This is a genomic window from Bacillus spongiae (assembly GCF_037120725.1).
Lineage (GTDB): Bacteria > Bacillota > Bacilli > Bacillales > Bacillaceae_K > Bacillus_CI > Bacillus_CI spongiae.
In genome coordinates, this window is the sequence record NZ_JBBAXC010000009.1 from 53,156 (window position 1) to 70,276 (window position 17,121).

14 protein-coding genes are annotated in these 17,121 nt (G+C 37.8%); 4 read left to right on the forward strand and 10 right to left on the reverse strand.

The features are described from left to right. The first annotated feature begins 338 nt into the window (after positions 1 to 338). Both WAK64_RS11945 and WAK64_RS11950 read left to right on the forward strand, forming a co-directional pair. On the forward strand, positions 339 to 2,537 hold the full coding sequence (locus WAK64_RS11945; RefSeq protein WP_336587209.1) for a beta-propeller domain-containing protein: 2,199 nt from the start codon (positions 339 to 341) through the stop codon (positions 2,535 to 2,537). A 107-nt stretch (positions 2,538 to 2,644) separates the two neighbouring features. Continuing rightward, entirely contained in the window at positions 2,645 to 3,634 is a 990-nt protein-coding gene (locus WAK64_RS11950; protein WP_336587210.1) for a potassium channel family protein, read from the forward strand. Here WAK64_RS11950 and WAK64_RS11955 read toward each other — a convergent pair. The 3 genes from WAK64_RS11955 to WAK64_RS11965 all read right to left on the reverse strand — a co-directional run bounded on the left by WAK64_RS11955 (position 3,631) and on the right by WAK64_RS11965 (position 6,913). Then, positions 3,631 to 4,035 carry a YugN-like family protein gene (locus WAK64_RS11955; RefSeq protein WP_336587211.1) on the reverse strand — a complete coding sequence of 135 codons (405 nt, stop codon included), beginning with the start codon at positions 4,033 to 4,035 and terminating at the stop codon, positions 3,631 to 3,633. The two genes, WAK64_RS11950 and WAK64_RS11955, sit on opposite strands and share 4 nt — an antisense overlap. A gap of 151 nt (positions 4,036 to 4,186) precedes the next feature. After that, positions 4,187 to 5,536, reverse strand: a complete 1,350-nt coding sequence (locus tag WAK64_RS11960) for a glucose-6-phosphate isomerase (RefSeq protein ID WP_336587212.1) — start codon at positions 5,534 to 5,536, stop codon at positions 4,187 to 4,189. A gap of 213 nt (positions 5,537 to 5,749) precedes the next feature. After that, a complete protein-coding gene (locus WAK64_RS11965) occupies positions 5,750 to 6,913 on the reverse strand; it encodes an iron-containing alcohol dehydrogenase (protein WP_336587213.1) in 1,164 nt (387 codons plus the stop codon). Between the two features lie 132 nt (positions 6,914 to 7,045). Here WAK64_RS11965 and WAK64_RS11970 point away from each other — a divergent pair, with 132 nt between their 5' ends. Continuing rightward, entirely contained in the window at positions 7,046 to 7,282 is a 237-nt protein-coding gene (locus WAK64_RS11970; RefSeq protein WP_336587214.1) for a DUF378 domain-containing protein, read from the forward strand. Positions 7,283 to 7,388: 106 nt separating this feature from the next. Here WAK64_RS11970 and WAK64_RS11975 read toward each other — a convergent pair whose 3' ends face one another. The 4 genes from WAK64_RS11975 to pruA form a co-directional block, all read right to left on the reverse strand. Beyond that, positions 7,389 to 8,789 (reverse strand): aldehyde dehydrogenase, encoded by a 1,401-nt coding sequence (locus WAK64_RS11975; RefSeq protein ID WP_419465938.1) that lies wholly within the window; start codon positions 8,787 to 8,789, stop codon positions 7,389 to 7,391. A gap of 225 nt (positions 8,790 to 9,014) precedes the next feature. Beyond that, a complete protein-coding gene (locus WAK64_RS11980; RefSeq protein WP_336587215.1) occupies positions 9,015 to 10,259 on the reverse strand; it encodes a Glu/Leu/Phe/Val family dehydrogenase in 1,245 nt (414 codons plus the stop codon). Positions 10,260 to 10,358: 99 nt separating this feature from the next. Then, positions 10,359 to 11,555: an ornithine--oxo-acid transaminase gene (locus WAK64_RS11985; RefSeq protein WP_419465939.1), complete on the reverse strand. Its 1,197-nt coding sequence runs from the start codon at positions 11,553 to 11,555 to the stop codon at positions 10,359 to 10,361. A gap of 78 nt (positions 11,556 to 11,633) precedes the next feature. Then, positions 11,634 to 13,178, reverse strand: a complete 1,545-nt coding sequence (gene pruA / locus WAK64_RS11990; protein ID WP_336587216.1) for an L-glutamate gamma-semialdehyde dehydrogenase — start codon at positions 13,176 to 13,178, stop codon at positions 11,634 to 11,636. A gap of 172 nt (positions 13,179 to 13,350) precedes the next feature. Here pruA and WAK64_RS11995 point away from each other — a divergent pair, with 172 nt between their 5' ends. After that, complete coding sequence (locus WAK64_RS11995; protein ID WP_336587217.1) at positions 13,351 to 14,679, forward strand: sigma 54-interacting transcriptional regulator; 1,329 nt, start codon at positions 13,351 to 13,353, stop codon at positions 14,677 to 14,679. 95 nt (positions 14,680 to 14,774) lie between these two features. Here the strand turns inward: WAK64_RS11995 and yugI are convergent, their stop codons facing one another. The 3 genes from yugI to WAK64_RS12010 all read right to left on the reverse strand — a co-directional run bounded on the left by yugI (position 14,775) and on the right by WAK64_RS12010 (position 17,064). Beyond that, entirely contained in the window at positions 14,775 to 15,173 is a 399-nt protein-coding gene (yugI, locus tag WAK64_RS12000; protein WP_336587218.1) for a S1 domain-containing post-transcriptional regulator GSP13, read from the reverse strand. A 177-nt stretch (positions 15,174 to 15,350) separates the two neighbouring features. Next, positions 15,351 to 16,556: a hypothetical protein gene (locus WAK64_RS12005; protein WP_336587219.1), complete on the reverse strand. Its 1,206-nt coding sequence runs from the start codon at positions 16,554 to 16,556 to the stop codon at positions 15,351 to 15,353. Continuing rightward, positions 16,546 to 17,064 (reverse strand): RNA polymerase sigma factor, encoded by a 519-nt coding sequence (locus WAK64_RS12010; protein WP_336587220.1) that lies wholly within the window; start codon positions 17,062 to 17,064, stop codon positions 16,546 to 16,548. Before WAK64_RS12010 ends, WAK64_RS12005 begins: the two co-directional genes overlap by 11 nt. Positions 17,065 to 17,121 lie beyond the last annotated feature (57 nt).

Consider the following 17,121-nt stretch of genomic DNA (forward strand, 5'->3'; position numbering starts at 1 on the left):
CCGTAAATAAGGAGCTCCTATTCCAATTATCTTATGTTCTGGAGACGTGTTGTAATTGTGTTTATCAGCCATTTTTTAGTTTAGTTACAATTAAATACATTAATTTTTCGTCACACTACTCCAAATCAACAGTTGAAATTGTTTTGAAAGAAGGCCGCAACGCTTTCCACATTAAATCATTTTTAGTTAAGGATACCTGCTTCAACATTTAGAACTTCTTTATAAATGAAAGCGATTTGATCACTATGCCCATTTTTTTAATATGCTGTAACATTTAGATTATTCTTCCGTCTATTTCTTTAAAGGAAAACCTTTTCAACATGACAGGAGGAGAAGAAATGAAAAAATGGTTACTATATAGTAGTATGATTGTTTTGTTATCCATAGCGTCCTACTGGATCTTTTCTGTTTCCCAGAAGCCTTCCTTAAAAGCGGTTTTGGAAAACAATACAGAGGAAACCATCGTTTCATCCAATAAAGTGTGGGAGTTAGATTTTTCAACCAAAATGGATGAAGAGACCGTGACAAATGACAACATTTATGTAAAAAATGAGCGTGGTGAGGTGATACCTGTTTCACTAGCATTAAGTGAGGATAAGAAGCATGTCAAGGTGTCACCTCCTAAAGATGGTTACGACCCCGACGCCGCTTACACTTTACATGTTACCGATAATATACAATCGCTAACAGGAGAGAAGATACGTGAGGGGACAGAGATTACGTTTAAAGTCATTCCAGAGCTTCCGACATTTAGTTCAAAAGAAGAATTAAATCAATATTTTCTGACTGTATTAAAGCAAAAAGAAAAGAATTCTTTCTTTCCATCAATAGAAGAGGAAACTTTGGAATTTTCTAATGCCGATAAAGCGGAAGATTCTAGTAATGGCTATTCTGAAACAAATAATCAAGTGGAAGGTGTTGATGAAGCAGACACTGTAAAAACAGATGGAAATTATATTTATCAGTTAACGAACAGATCGTTAGTCATAACAGACACAAGTGATCCATCAAACCTTTCGATTGCCTCGACAATAGCATTTGACGATACTACTTCTCCTAGAGAGTTATTTTTGTATGATGAGACACTTATAATTATCGGAGAAAGTTGGAATTTAAAAAATAACAAAGCAATTGATCGTTCCATTCCAGTTGACTATCCACCGTTTCACGGTTCGATGAATGCTTATATATATGATGTTTCTGACCAATCGAACCCCGAGCTGATTCGCGAGATTGGCTTAGAAGGGAATTATGTAACGGCGAGAAAGGTTGATTCTTACGTTTATTTAGTCGCGAATCATTATCCTAATTATAGAACATTAGAATACGATAAAGATAACGACCTTAGGCCACAATTCTATGATTCCGTACAAGGAAAGAAGATGACACCCATTAATTATGATGAGATTAAATTCTTACCTGAATCATATGAAGCGAATTACACCATCCTAACAGCGATTGATGTCACAAGCCCTAAGACAGAGGTATTTATTGAAGCTTATTTAGGAGGTGGTCAACAGATTTATATGTCTCAAGAAAATTTATATATTGCTGCTTCGAAGTATGCAAAGAAGACTGAAATAGACAAACAATGGCCATCACCTAACACCGAAATTTATAAGTTTTCTGTCAATAAAACAAACATTGATTTTGTCAGTTTGGCTGAAGTGAATGGAACTATTTTAAATCAATTTAGTATGGATGAGCATGATGGGTATTTTCGAGTTGCTACAACGAAGCATTCTTCCACAGGGGTGTTCGATGATGAACAATCTACCAATAATCTCTATATATTAAATGAAAATATGAAGCATGTTGGAGCTGTGGAAGATTTAGCGAAAGGGGAACGAATTTACTCAGTCCGTTTTATGGGGAAAAAGGCGTATGTCGTCACGTTTAAGCAAGTGGACCCACTTTTTGTAATAGATGTTGCGGAACCGACTGCACCTGAAGTGTTAGGAGAGTTAAAAATTCCTGGTTTCAGTACGTACTTACACCCCTATGATGAAAAACATATCATTGGATTTGGACATGATACAACCCTTATCTATGACGAAAAAAACCCTTCAGTGGAACCAAGAGTTCAAACAGGTGGAATGAAGATCTCCTTATTTGACATTACAAATTTCGAAAATCCGAAAGAAATAGCCACTGAAATTATTGGGGATACCGGCACATATTCAAATTTGCTTTATGACCATAAAGCTCTTCTTCATCACAAAGAGAAGGACCTATTCGCATTTCCGATTTCAGTCTATCTTAATAAAGAGGTAACGTCCATTGAGGAAGGGTTGGACTTTAAAGGAGCACTCGTCTATGAAATTTCTCCTGAGAAGGGAATTACACAAAAAGCAAGCCTATCGTTAATTGGGCAACAATTAGATGGGAAATCTGAGAAAGACTATGGGGGATATAGGGAAAACGAAATTCAACGGTTACTTTATATTCAAAATGATCTGTATGCCCTTTCAAACCGCCAAATCGGTGTGTATGATCTTACAACATGGAAAGAAAAAGATTTATTAACAATTAAATAATATAGAAGGACCAATTCTTTTGGAATTGGTTCTTTTCCTATTTCAATTTAGTTATGGAATCCTTCAGCTTCGTCCATAATGGAAAATGAATGGAGGAAGGAAACCGTATGCTTCAGTTTTATCATCAATTTTCTCGTTGGCCGATGGTTATTCGTGTTTTATTAATGGCATTGGGTGTTATCTTCTTATTTGGTTTTTCAATTCACCTCGTTGAGCCAGAGACGTTCCCCTCCATTATTGAAGGGGTTTGGTGGGCCATCATTACAGCTTCCACTGTTGGGTACGGAGATTTATATCCCGTTACCTTCACAGGGCGTGTACTTGCTGTACTTTTAATATTATTAGGTGCGGGATTTCTTAGTACGTATTTTGTTTCACTAGCGACTACAGCCGTGATGACTCAACACGCCCACCTAGCAGGAAAAGGAGCATTTAAATTGCAAAAACATATCGTCATCGTTGGGTGGAATGAACGAGCAAAAGAGTTAATTGAACAAATTTCAACCGTACGCAAGAATGGTGAAATTGTCCTAATAGATGAAACATTAAAACAAAACCCCTTTTCAAATCACCACATTCATTTTATTAAAGGAAAACCGTTTGAAGATGATGTGTTATTGAAAGCAAGTATACAAGAAGCAGATATCGCCATCATTACGGCAGATCAAAATCAGACAGAAGTTCACGCTGACATGGGGTCCGTTTTAACGTTACTAGCCATAAAGGGGTTAAACCCAGACCTTTATTGTGTTGCCGAAATCTTAACGGCTGAACAAGTCATTAACGCAAAACGGGCTGGTGCAAATGAAGTGATTCAATCAAATAAACAAACAAGTTATGTCATGATGAATAGTGTTGTTTCCCATGGAATGAGTTCGGCTATTTTAGCCATGCTTGACCAAGTGAAGGGAAGTAAAGTTCAATTGGTGCCTGCAAGAGAAGAATGGTTTGGGAAGACATTCCAACAACTTAGTGTCCATCTTCTTGAACAACATACGCTCCTGCTCGGTGTTAAGAGGGGGGAAGAAACAATTGTAAATCCCCCCTTACACGAAATTATTTCAGAAGGAAATGAACTATTTGTCCTTTGTGATTAATGTAAGAGAACACTCTCTACTTCTTTCACACATTGCTTCCCAGCCTCAATGTACTCTTCTGGGAAGCTCGCATCTTTATCTTGTGGTTCTGAAAACTGATTGATTATACCGGAAAATGTTCCAGCGTCAGCATAATCATCTAACCCTCTTTGATAAGTATGAGCTAGCAGAAATGGTTTACCAAATTTCACCGAAACACTACGTGAATCAAGTTGTCCATCAATGGCTTTAAAAGGAATACGTAAAAACTGATATCCCCCTTCTTTACCTAATTTATAATCAAAATATCCGTGATCATAATCCCAATTTCCTCCAATCGTATACCCTAGCGGCTCTAACTCTTGTTCCAATTTATAAAGTTGAAATGTCTGACCTTCTAGCCTTGAAGGAACTTCTATCATTTGTCTAACTCCTTCCCTTTTTCGTTTAGCATCTCCCTTTCAATCAATATCATGCACGATGACTTCTGCATTGCAAACTGGGTAGATTGGTCATTGGATGTATTCACACATAAAAAAGTGCGATTCTCTTATGAGAACCGCACTTTTCTTTTTATTTTAAGCGTTTTTCTAATTCTGCTTTCTTTTCTTCAAATCCAGGTTTACCAAGTAGAGCGAACATATTCACTTTATATGCTTCGACTCCAGGCTGGTCAAATGGATTCACTCCCAGTAAATACCCACTCATCGCACATGCTTTTTCGAAAAAGTATACAAGATAACCGAATGTATAAGCATTCATTTCTGGGATTTCAACAATTAAGTTTGGTACCCCTCCATCTGTGTGGGCAAGGAGTGTTCCTTCAAAGGCTTTATTGTTCACAAAATCAACGGTTTCACCCGCAAGATAATTTAAGCCATCAAGGTCACTCTCTGCTTCTTCAATCGTTAATTCATGCCTTGGTTTATCTACTTTAATTACCGTTTCAAATAAATCACGACGTCCTTCTTGAACGTATTGACCTAATGAGTGAAGGTCAGTAGAAAAATTAGCTGAAGAAGGGAAAATTCCTTTTTGATCTTTTCCTTCACTTTCTCCAAATAACTGCTTCCACCATTCTGAGAAATATTGCAAGCCTGGTTCATAATTAATCAGCATTTCAATTGTTTTCCCTTTGTTGTATAAAACGTTACGAACAGCTGCATACTGATACGCTAGGTTTTGCTCGAGCTCTGATTTACTAAATTCCTCGCGAGCGTCTTGTGCCCCTTTCATCATTGCCTCGATATCAACACCACTCACTGCAATTGGTAGTAACCCAACAGCAGTTAGGACTGAATAGCGTCCCCCTACGTCGTCGGGTACAACGAAGGTTTCAAAGCCCTCTTCCGTTGCAAGGGTTTTTAATGCACCTTTTGCTTTGTCCGTTGTTGCATAAATACGACCTTTTGCTTCTTGTTTTCCGTATTTTTCTTCAAGTAGCTTTCGGAATATCCTGAATGCAATTGCCGGCTCTGTTGTGGTTCCTGACTTTGAAATAACATTAATGGAAAAGTCTTTCCCTTCCAGTAAGTCCATTAAATCTTTCATGTATGTAGAGCTAATATTGTTTCCTACAAATAACACTTGAGGAGTATTACGCTTTTCGCCTGGTAATTCATTATAAAAGCTATGATTAAGCATTTCAATTGCCGCGCGAGCACCTAGATACGACCCGCCGATTCCAATTACTAAAAGAATGTCTGAATCCTTCTGTATTTTGGCTGAAGAAGTAAGGATTCTAGAGAATTCTTCCCTATCGTAATTTTCAGGTAGATCAATCCATCCTAAATAGTCATTTCCAGCACCTGTTTTTTCATGTAAGGAGTGGTGCGCAACTTTTACTGCATCTCTTAAATATGTCACTTCGTGTTCACCAAAGAATGGGAGAGCTTTTGAATAATCAAAACGAACATGTGTCATGTTAGATTCCTCCATATATCATTTTTTCTCTTTCACTTTATCGAAAGCGAACAAGATAATCAAGAAAGCCCTTCCTATGTAAGCGGATTCAGTATGAATTTTTTCTAACAAATTTTCATATTGGAACAGAATAGATCGCTATAGAAGAACTTTTTCTTTCCACTCGAAAAATTTTCCATAAAAAAAGGACCTTTGTAAAAAGGTCCGCTTTTTTTATAATGATGCACGCAAAATGGCTAAAACATCTTCCTTATTTAATGGATTAAAGTTTCCAAAATCACCATTTACAACGGTTTTCTCTGCCATTACGTCCAGCTGACTATCGTCAATATCATACTCAACAAGTCGTGTTGGGGCTCCGAGAGAGCTCCAGAATGTACGTAGCGCTTCAATTCCTTCTAAGCCAATTTCCTCATCCGTTTTCCCTTCAGGACTCACATTAAAAACTCGCTTGGCAAGCTGTGCAAATCGAGCTGGATTTACCTTTAGATTATGCTTCATCCAATTTGGGAATAAAATGGCTAGTCCACCTGCATGAGGGATGTCATACACAGCGGAAACAGCATGTTCAATATTATGTGTCGCCCAATCACCACGATAGCCCATTTGAAGCATACCGTTTAACGCAATGGTTCCGGAATACAAAATCGTTTCACGTAATGAAACATCTTCAAGGTTATCCATCAGTGAAGGACCTACCTCTATAACAGTTTGAAGAACAGATTCGCATAAACGATCTTGTAGAACAGTGTTCGTACTGTTATGGAAATATTGCTCTAATACATGAGCCATCATATCAACCATACCATAAATGGTATGATCCTTCGGTACAGTTACCGTATTTTTCGGCTCTAAAATAGAGAATTTCGGAAATACTAATGGACTTCCCCAACCATACTTTTCATTTGTTTCCCAATTTGTAATGACACTTCCAGCATTCATTTCTGAACCGGTAGCCGCAAGGGTAAGAACCGTTCCTAAAGGCAGTGCGTCTTGTGGAAGTGCTTTTTTAGTCACAAGATCCCAAGCATCTCCATCATATTTTGCACCTGCTGCTATCGCCTTCGTGCAGTCGATTACACTTCCCCCACCTACGGCTAACAGAAACTCAATCCCCTCGGACTTACAGATTTCTACACCTTTATGGACCGTTGTTAAACGAGGGTTCGGCTCGACACCAGATAGTTCAAAGATTTCCGCGTTTATTTCATTTAAATTTGAGATAACTCTATCATAAAGCCCACTCCGTTTAATGCTTCCGCCACCATACACAAGCAAAACCTTTTGCCCATATGAAGGAATTTCTGTTTTTAATTGCTCTAATTGGTTATCACCAAAAATTAGTTTCGTTGGATTATAAAATGTAAAGTTTTCCATTTTTTCGCCTCCCTAGCTTACATTATTGACTACTCTTATATCTTTTGCAAAAAATTTGCTCTTATGAGTGCAGTATAATTTCTACTTAGTTTCACACACTATTCATGAACCAATCTATAAGGAGGAATTCTAATGAGTGCTACTCAACGTATTGCACTGGTTCTAACAATTATAGGGGCGATTAACTGGGGTCTGATTGGTTTCTTTCAGTTTGATTTAGTGGCCTCTATATTCGGTGGACAAACAAGTGCGCTTTCCCGTATTATTTTCGGACTTGTCGGTATTGCCGGTCTTGTAAACCTTGGACTTTTATTTAAACCATCCGAGGAACTTGAACACGAACCAGAAACAAGACCTACTCGACCATAATGAGAACGACGTTTAGCAGTTAATCTGACTTAAGCAATATTAACAGTTAGCTGCAGACTATAAACAACAAAGGGTGGCATTTATCTGCCACCCTTTGCCTTAGTTACTACCCCATCAATTTTTTAATAATCTTCAACCCGTTCTTAGCGTTTGGATATCTAAAAGAAAAATCGAAAAGATTCGTTTGCTTTAACACACTTTTATAATGTGAAAAGGTTGAAAAGCTATTTTTTCCGTGATAATTCCCCATTCCACTTTCTCCAACCCCACCAAATGGTAAATAAGGTGTTGCTATATGCATCAATGTATCATTAATACAACCCCCACCATATGAAATAGTAGTGGTTATTCTTTTTTGAAGTTCCGCATCTTTTGTAAACAGGTATAAAGCAAGTGGTTTTGGTCGACCATTTACAAAATCAATTACTTCATCAATTGATTCATACTCTAGTATCGGTAAAACAGGACCAAAGATTTCCTCCTGCATGACAGGAGAGTCTAGTCGATCTGGACTAATCAGCGTAGGTTCAATTTTATGAAGGGTTTGATCAACATTCCCACCAAATAGTATTTTTCCATCCTTTAAATACGACTTCACTCGATTGAAATGTCGCTCATTTACGATTTTCCCATATGTTTCATTTTGAATTGGATTTACTCCGTAAAAACGATGAATGGCTTTTTGAAGCTCTAAAATAAAATCGTCTTTTATACTTTTATGAACATATAAATAGTCTGGTGCTATACATGTTTGTCCTACGTTTGTTAACTTTCCAAAAGCCACCCGTTTTGCAGCAAGCGATAAGTCTACATCATGATGGACAATACAAGGGCTTTTCCCCCCTAGTTCTAACGTTACAGGGGTTAAATGCTTTGATGCTGCTTCCATCACTATTTTCCCTACTGGAACACTGCCTGTAAAGAAGATATAATCAAACTTTTGTTCTAACAGCTGCTGGGTCTCTTCTACTCCACCCTCTACTACATGTAGAAAACCAGAATCAAAATGAGGATTGACTATTTTCACTAGTACCGCTGATAAATTTGGCGTTAATTCAGACGGTTTTAATATAACGGTATTACCCGCTGCAATGGCTCCTAGCATTGGTGAAACGGCTAATTGAAATGGATAATTCCATGGCGCGATAACAAGGGTTGTACCGTAAGGCTCTGGTACTTGGACACCTTTCGTTCCAAAATGTGTTAATGCTGTTTTCACCTTCTTTGGCTTAGCCCATTTTTTAAAATTCTTTAAAAGGTGTTTAATTTCATCCTTAATAATAGCAATTTCAGTCATATAAGCTTCTGTTTCAGATTTATTCAAATCTTTTTTTAGTGCTAATAAAATATCATTCTCATGCTCGTCAATTAATGTTTGAAGTTTCTTTAATGTCATTTCTCGTTCAATCAATGGGCGCGTTTTCCCTGTGGCAAAATAGGATTGTTGAAGTTGAAATAACCCTTCTATTGGCTGAGTAGCTACATCTTCTACCATTAATGGATTCATCTTTCCACTCCTTTTTTAGTCTCATAAAAAGAAACTACTTCTATAGATAGAAAATTATTGTACAATATTTTCGTTTAAATGTTTAAACCTTTAAATTAAATATACGTTGTTTTTTTTCATTCGTCAATATTAATACGTATGCACTCTCTAATACAATTACACTTAAAGGGTAAAAAAACCGAAAAAAAGACAAACTTTCTATTTGAAAGTTTGCCTATATAATGATTATACCCACCCTCTAAAGCGAGAAGCTTCAGCCATTTTCCGAGCACCAACCATATATGCAGCTAAGCGCATGTTTACTCTTCTGTTGCTCGCTGTTTCATATACATTGTTAAAGGCTTCGACAAGTTTAGCTTTCAACTTTTCATTTACTTCCTCTTCTGTCCAATAGTAGCCTTGGTTATTTTGTACCCATTCGAAGTAGGATACCGTCACGCCTCCTGCACTAGCAAGTACATCTGGGACAAGAAGGATTCCTCTATCAGAAAGAATTTTCGTCGCATCAAATGTAGTAGGGCCATTTGCCGCCTCCACAACGATAGGCGCTTTTATAAGGTGTGCATTGTCGGCAGTAATTTGGTTTGCCACTGCAGCTGGAACAAGAATATCACATTCAAGCTCTAGTAGCTCCTTGTTTGAAATCGTGTTGTCGAATAGGGTTGTTACCGTACCGAAGCTATCACGGCGGTCGAGTAAGTAATCAATATCTAAGCCGTTCGGATCGTATAGTCCCCCATGAGCATCCGAAATCGCTACGACCTTTGCTCCTGCATCATGCATAAATTTTGCTAAATAACTGCCCGCATTTCCAAACCCTTGAACAACGACACGGGCTCCTTTTATTTGAATTCCACGCTTTTTGGCTGCTTCTTCAATACAAATTGTAACTCCTTGCGCTGTCGCTTTTTCACGGCCTTGTGAACCGCCAAGTACGAGTGGCTTTCCTGTAATAAATCCGGGTGAATCATTCTCCCGTAAACGACTATACTCATCCATCATCCAGGCCATAATTTGTGAATTCGTGTAAACATCAGGAGCAGGAATGTCTTTCGTAGGACCAACAATCTGACTGATAGCGCGAACATATCCACGGCTTAGTCTTTCAATTTCATTCATTGACATCGTACGTGGGTCGCAAATGATACCACCCTTTCCTCCACCATAAGGAAGGTCAACAATACCACATTTTAAACTCATCCACATCGATAGGGCTTTCACTTCTTCTTCATCTACTTCTGGATGGAAGCGAACTCCTCCTTTTGTGGGGCCAACAGCATCATTATGCTGTGCGCGGTAACCAGTAAATACCTTTATTTCACCGTCATCCATTCTCACCGGAATACGAACCGTGAGCATACGAATTGGCTCTTTAAGAAGTTCATATACTTCTTCACCGTAGCCAAGTTTTGTTAATGCATCTTCTATAACATGTTGTGTAGAAGTGAACAGATTTAAATTTTCTCCCATTGCATTTCGCCTCTTTATAAGTGTGATCTAGAACGAAGATATTGTAACATATGCGTTATGAATTATCTCGCTTTATCAGTGTATAATAATCAATTTTTTCTACTTTTGTAAAACATTTTTAATTTTATTTATTGCCCAGTCAAGTTCTTCCTCTGAAATAATAAGTGGTGGAGCAAATCGAATGACTGTATCATGTGTTTCTTTACATAAAAGACCTGCTTCTTTCAACTGTTCACAATAAGGGCGAGCAGCTTCTGTTAATTCCACTCCAATGAATAACCCTCTACCACGTACCTCTTTAATAATAGGGTTATCAATTTCTCTCAGCTTACTCATAAAGTTTTCACCAAGACGGAGTGACCGATTAGCAAGGTCTTCCTCAATAAGCACATCAAGAGAGGCAACAGATACAGCACATGCAACCGGATTGCCACCAAAAGTAGATCCATGAGAACCTGGGTTAAAGACACCAAGAACACTTTTATTTGCGGCAACACATGAAATAGGGAAGACGCCTCCACCTAGAGCTTTTCCTAAAATATACATGTCAGGGTCAACATTTTCCCATTCACAAGCAAACATTTTTCCTGAGCGAGCAAGTCCTGCTTGAATTTCATCTGCTATAAATAACACATTGTTTTCTTTACATAATTCATAAGCTGCTTTTAAGAAGCCTTCTGGCGGAATGACAATTCCAGCTTCCCCTTGAATCGGTTCAAATAAAAATGCCGCAGTATTTGGAGTAATAGCTGCTCTAAGTGCCTCAATATCCCCATAAGGAATTAAATTTATGCCTGGAAGCATCGGTCCAAACCCACGTTTATACTCCACTTCTGATGAAAGCGAGACGGCTGTCATCGTACGGCCGTGGAAGTTTCCGTTACAAGCAATAATTTCAGCACAATTCTCTTCAACGCCTTTGACGTCATAAGCCCAGCGGCGAGCAGCTTTAACAGCTGTTTCAACTGCTTCTGCACCTGTATTCATTGGGAGCGCCATCTCTTTATTGGTTAATTTACAAATCTTTTCATACCAAGGTCCAAGTTGATCATTGTGAAACGCGCGAGAAGTAAGCGTTACACGGTCTACTTGGTCTTTTAGCGCTTGGATAATTTTAGGGTGGCGGTGCCCTTGGTTAACTGCTGAATATGCACTTAACATATCCATATATTTGTTTCCCTCTGGGTCTTTTACCCAAACTCCTTCAGCTTCCGAAATCACAATAGGGAGAGGGTGATAATTATTAGCTCCAAATTGTTCCGTTTGTTCAATAATGGATGATGTTTGTGTAGTCATTGAAATTCCTCCTAATCCATGGATCCTCTATTGCTTTATAAAGATGAGAGCCTTTCTTTCGAAAGACTCTTATACTTCTTAAAGCATTTCAGATGTTGTTTTTGCTTGCATATGAAGAGTTAAATAGTCTGGTCCACCAGCTTTGGAATCTGTTCCACTCATATTGAATCCACCGAATGGTTGGTAACCAACAATAGCTCCAGTACAACCACGATTGAAGTATAAATTTCCAACATGGAAATCTTCCCTTGCTTTTTCAATATGGTCGCGATTATTCGTGATCACAGCCCCTGTTAAGCCATACTCCGTATTATTTGCAATTTCAATAGCTTCATCGAAATCTTTCGCTTTAGTGAATCCTACAACAGGTCCAAATATTTCTTCTTTCATTAAACGAGCGTCCTGTGAAAGATCAGCAAAGACAGTCGGTTTCACGAAGTATCCTTTTGAATCGTCTCCTTCGCCACCAGCCATTAACCGGCCTTCTTGTTTCCCAATTTCGATATAGCTCATGATTTTGTTATAAGCTGATTGGTCAATCACTGGTCCTGCAAAATTCGTATTATCCACTGGATCTCCAACAGTTAACTCATTCGTAAGTTCTACAACGCGCTCTAATACGGAATCATATACTTCTTCAAGTACAATTGCACGTGAACAAGCCGAGCATTTTTGGCCTGAGAAGCCAAAAGCAGAGGCAACAATTGATTGAGCAGCTAATTCAAGATCAGCATCTTTATCAACTACAATGGTATCTTTTCCACCCATCTCCGCAATTACTCGCTTAAGCCAGATTTGACCTTCATTTACTTTCGATGCACGCTCATAAATACGAGTACCTACATCACGAGAACCTGTGAAAGAGATAAAGCGCGTTTTCGGGTGGTCGACTAAGTAGTCACCTACTTCAGCTCCACTTCCTGGAATGAAGTTCAATACTCCATTTGGAAGACCTGCTTCTTCCATTACTTCTACAAACTTCGCTGCCACCACTGGTGTAGTAGATGCCGGCTTCAATAGAACCGTATTACCTGTGACAATCGCCGCTACAGCTGTTCCAGCCATAATCGCAAACGGGAAGTTCCATGGAGAAATAATGACTCCTACGCCAAGTGGAACGTAATTATATTGATTGTATTCTCCCGGACGACTTTCCAATTTATGTCCATTTTTCATTTCTAACATTTGTCGACCGTAATATTCTAAAAAGTCAATTGCCTCAGCCGTATCTGCATCAGCTTCTCTCCAAGGCTTTCCTGCTTCTTTCGTTAATAGGGCAGAAAATTCGTCCTTACGACGACGGATAATAGCCGCTGCACGGAACAAAATATCTGCACGTGCTTCAGGCTTATATTTTCTCCATGTTCCAAATGTCTCATAGGCAATATTCATCGCTTTTTCAGCAAGATCCTGGTTAGCTTTTGAAACATAGCCAATAATTTCTTCTTTATTTGCAGGGTTACGGGAGACAATTTTTTCTTCTGTTACAATTTTTTCTCCCCCAATTACAAGTGGATAGTGTTCTCCAAGGTAGCTACCAACAAGCTTTAGCCCTTCTTGATAAGCTACTTGATTTTGTTCATTTGTAAAATCAGTAAATGGTTCGTGTTTGTATGGAATCATCGTACATTTCCTCCTCAAATTCATTTCATATTAAAAACAAACAAAACTAGAATCAACATATGCAAAAATTATTTGCACAAAGAAAACCCTTACATATATAATAATGCAAAAGAACGTTGCGTTTTTCAAGTTTTTTTTCTTTAAGATTTTGCATTTTATGAAGGAGTATCCTATGATGAAGAATGAGAACTTATTATATATTTACCAAGAACTAGTTGAAAAATTAGAGTCAGGTGTTCATGTCATTGATATCGAAGGGAATACCGTCATTTACAATCGGAAAATGATGGAAATTGAAGGTATGTCAATAGAAGATGTACTCGACAAAAATATTTTAGACGTATTCCATTTTGAACGTGATGAAGAAAGCACCCTTCTACAAGTACTCAACAGCGGACAAAGTAGCCTAAATATAAAACAAACATATTTTACTAAAAAAGGACAAGAAATCACAACAATTAATAATACTTATCCACTTTACTCTTCTGGGAAATGTATCGGGGCAATTGAGATTGCCAAAGATGTGACAAAGGTGGAACGGTTATTAAAGGAACAACTGTCGAAGAAAGAAGAATATACATTTAACTCTATCGTTGGTAGCTCCGACTCTATTCAAGAAGTCATTGAAAACAGTAGGCATGCAGCCACAGCCCCTTCCTCTATATTATTAATTGGGGAGACAGGGACAGGGAAAGAGATGATTGCTCAATCCATTCATAATGAAAGCTTTAGACGAAACAAGGCATTCCTTATTCATCATTGTGAGTCCATTTTGCCAACCCAAAGTGAAGATGTGCTTTTTGGAGACAAGGGAATGATTGCTCAAGCCACAGGAGGAACTCTTTTACTTACACATATTAACCGAATGGATACACGCCTTCAAGAAAGGCTATTAAACACCCTTCAATGCCAGAAAACAAGCGAAACCCAGACATCTACTCAAGTGGTTGCTACGATAAACGAAGATCCAATTGATGCGATTACAGCTGGACGATTAAAAAAAGAACTTTACTACAAGCTCAGTCATTATTCCATATTTATACCCCCATTAAGAGAAAGGAAGGAAGATATTATTGAGTTAGCTCAATCATTTATTGAATCGTACAGTCTACTTTTTGGTTCAAATGTGAAAGCGCTTCATCAAGATGTAATAAATGCTTTTATTAACTATGACTGGCCTGGAAACGTACGAGAACTTGAACGAGTAATTGAGGAATCGTTGAATTGTGTTAACTCAGATGAAGTGATCTCACATCATCATTTACCAATGTCTTTCCGACAAAGGGCGAATTCCGTTCATAAGGAAGATGAGCGATTTTTAGTAAACCCTAACCGTGAACTATTGCCTTTAGAAGAATACCTTCAAGAAGCAGAAAAATACTATCTTCAAAAAGCATTAATACATCATCAATTCAATATTACTCAAACTGCAAAATCCTTAGGGATGAGCCGTCAAAATCTTCAATATCGAATGAAAAAAAACCAATTAGTTCGACCATAAGATAATTAACAAAAAATACGTATAAAAATAGAAAAAAAGCCACACACTGAAATGGTGGCTTTTCACAAAAAGATCGGGACCCTAACTTCTAATTATTACTTCTTAATTAGGTCGGACTGCTCGATCCACTCTTCTAATTTATCTTTTAATGTATTGAATCCTGAAGGAGCACTTTCTACCGCTTTAAGATTATTTTGACCTTGGCGACGACGTGGCTTTTTCGTTGCCTCTACTTCTTTAGGAGCTGGAGCTTCTTCTGTCGCACGAATAGACAAGCTGATTTTATTTGCACCTTCGTCTACAGAAAGTACTTTTACGTTTACTTCATCGCCAACAGATAGGTGCTCATTGATATCTTTTACGTATCCGTGTGTAATTTCTGAAATATGCACTAACCCTTGTGTTTCTTCATCTAGAGCAACGAACGCTCCGTATGGTTGAATTCCTGTTACTTTCCCTTTTAATTCTGTACCAATTTCGTATTTTGTAGTCATGGTAACAACTCCTAATAAATATATTTTCGTCTTTTTATACGCAATTAAAGATTATACCACAGTTGCCCATTATAAGCAAAAATGAATCAAGTATCATTTAGGAGTGTTCCCCTATCACCGTCACTTTACTAGCTTTTTAAAATAGCGCCTACAGCCTTGTCTACGTAGAATTTCTTATTAGAAATCTCCCGTATATGCATCCCAATTATGAGGTTTCTTAAACCCATTTTCTTTCAACATTTGGTAAATTTCATGTAATTGAAATGTTGTTTTCCGATTTGGGTACAATTCGATAACATTCAAATAAGCGGAACGAACTTCTTCTTTTAACACACTCTTTTCATTAAAGCTAGGGTTGTAGTATGAACCATTAACAAACAGAGAAAGTAGCTGGTCATACTCTACCTTTAATTCATTCTCTAAAAATGAATTATTTGGAAGTTTACTAATAATGTCCTCTAATTGAACAAGGTAAGTGGCATGCTCTTGCCAGCTCACTAATATATTTCCTGCATGAATGATAGAAGGATTATCGACCTTAAATTGTAAATACATTGTATAAGCTTCAGGTGTTTGCACGGGCATAAGGGATAAAATCTTCTCGTAATCAATTTTCATGCTTGTTTTATCTCCGTTGTTATTCAACTCCAGTGCAACAGCGTTCCGTTGTAAAGCAGAAAGTGTGTAATCATCACTCAAATAATCCTTCCCCTGATCTGGTAGCTGTAAAAAGTATTCATCATATAAAGCAATGGACTCTTTTACCTTATCAATCAAAGTTGTCAACCAATCTACTACTTCTTCTTCTGACTGTAGTGTATGAGTGTTTCGCATCCATTGCTCTGGGGTTAATAGAGACCTCTCTACCGATTGTTTGTAAGAGTATATTCTGTCTATTATTGGTTGAAGTTCCCAACCCTCTTGTATGTCCTTTCTCAGCCTTCCTTCTGTTGAATAAATAAAACTTTTTGCACTTTGGACAAAATTAGCTTGTTCAACGAATTCCCTTGAAACATTTAGACTAAGCGCGGCATCACCGACCATTAAGTCGTACATTCGCCATAACTCCTGAAAGGCTGCATTCAATTCTGCTTGACTCTTTGTATCAACCTCTATTTTCGGCTCGTCATATTGGTTCCCTTGATCAATAGAATCCTCTTCTCCGATAAAGGGAATAAGTAAAATCACCGCCAGACTTACTACACCAAAAAAGCTTGCAACATAGGGCCATTGAAGGAAACGTTTGGACTTAGTGAACTCTTTCTTTTCCTGTTGCGGATGTAATTGGGCTAAAACTGCTGAGGAGTCTGTTTGAATTGGAAGTTTTTTATAGGAATTTTTCAAAAAATCCATTCGCTTTTCAAACAAGTTTTCATCCATCATACACACCCGCTTCCTGTTCCTTTTGAATGATGCTTTGTTTTAAAAGACTCTTGGCTTTAGTGACTCGTGTTTTTACAGTGGATACGGAAATCTTCAATATATCGCTAATCTCTTCATACGATTGGTCATGAAAGCAGAATAAAATTATCGGCAAACGATATATTTCATCTAATCCTCCAATACATTCATGCAGCATTTTATCTTCTTCATGTAAAAAAATAGGATTCTCACATTCTTGTTCTTCCTCATACAGAGCTTGTTCTACATATTCTTTTACCGTTTTGTATGTCATTGTATATAACCACGTCGTGAATGTCGTCTGTGAAAATTGAGGAAGAGTACGATAAATACGAATAAAGACTTCCTGGGACACATCCGAGATGCTCTTATAAGGAGTACCTATTTGAAAAGCAAACCGTTCGACTAAGGGAGAATAGTGGTCAATGATATGCTTATACGCTTCTAAATCTCCATTTTTGGCTCGTTTAAGTAGTAATGCCTCTTCCATTTCCTTTCTCCCCTTCATTTTTTTACTGTAACTCCATCATATAATAAATCCGTAACA

Excerpts from the sequence above, each read along its gene's own strand:
- WAK64_RS11985 (WP_419465939.1), bottom strand. The coding sequence starts at position 11,555 with ATGACTACACAAACATCATCCATTATTGAACAAACGGAACAATTTGGA.
- pruA (WP_336587216.1), bottom strand. The coding sequence starts at position 13,178 with ATGATTCCATACAAACACGAACCATTTACTGATTTTACAAATGAACAA.
- WAK64_RS11960 (WP_336587212.1), bottom strand. The coding sequence starts at position 5,536 with ATGACACATGTTCGTTTTGATTATTCAAAAGCTCTCCCATTCTTTGGT.
- WAK64_RS11945 (WP_336587209.1), top strand. The coding sequence starts at position 339 with ATGAAAAAATGGTTACTATATAGTAGTATGATTGTTTTGTTATCCATA.
- WAK64_RS11975 (WP_419465938.1), bottom strand. The coding sequence starts at position 8,789 with ATGAATCCATTAATGGTAGAAGATGTAGCTACTCAGCCAATAGAAGGG.
- WAK64_RS11955 (WP_336587211.1), bottom strand. The coding sequence starts at position 4,035 with ATGATAGAAGTTCCTTCAAGGCTAGAAGGTCAGACATTTCAACTTTAT.
- WAK64_RS12010 (WP_336587220.1), bottom strand. The coding sequence starts at position 17,064 with ATGGAAGAGGCATTACTACTTAAACGAGCCAAAAATGGAGATTTAGAA.
- WAK64_RS11965 (WP_336587213.1), bottom strand. The coding sequence starts at position 6,913 with ATGGAAAACTTTACATTTTATAATCCAACGAAACTAATTTTTGGTGAT.
- WAK64_RS11980 (WP_336587215.1), bottom strand. The coding sequence starts at position 10,259 with ATGGGAGAAAATTTAAATCTGTTCACTTCTACACAACATGTTATAGAA.
- WAK64_RS12005 (WP_336587219.1), bottom strand. The coding sequence starts at position 16,556 with ATGATGGATGAAAACTTGTTTGAAAAGCGAATGGATTTTTTGAAAAAT.
- WAK64_RS11950 (WP_336587210.1), top strand. The coding sequence starts at position 2,645 with ATGCTTCAGTTTTATCATCAATTTTCTCGTTGGCCGATGGTTATTCGT.
- WAK64_RS11970 (WP_336587214.1), top strand. The coding sequence starts at position 7,046 with ATGAGTGCTACTCAACGTATTGCACTGGTTCTAACAATTATAGGGGCG.
- yugI (WP_336587218.1), bottom strand. The coding sequence starts at position 15,173 with ATGACTACAAAATACGAAATTGGTACAGAATTAAAAGGGAAAGTAACA.
- WAK64_RS11995 (WP_336587217.1), top strand. The coding sequence starts at position 13,351 with ATGATGAAGAATGAGAACTTATTATATATTTACCAAGAACTAGTTGAA.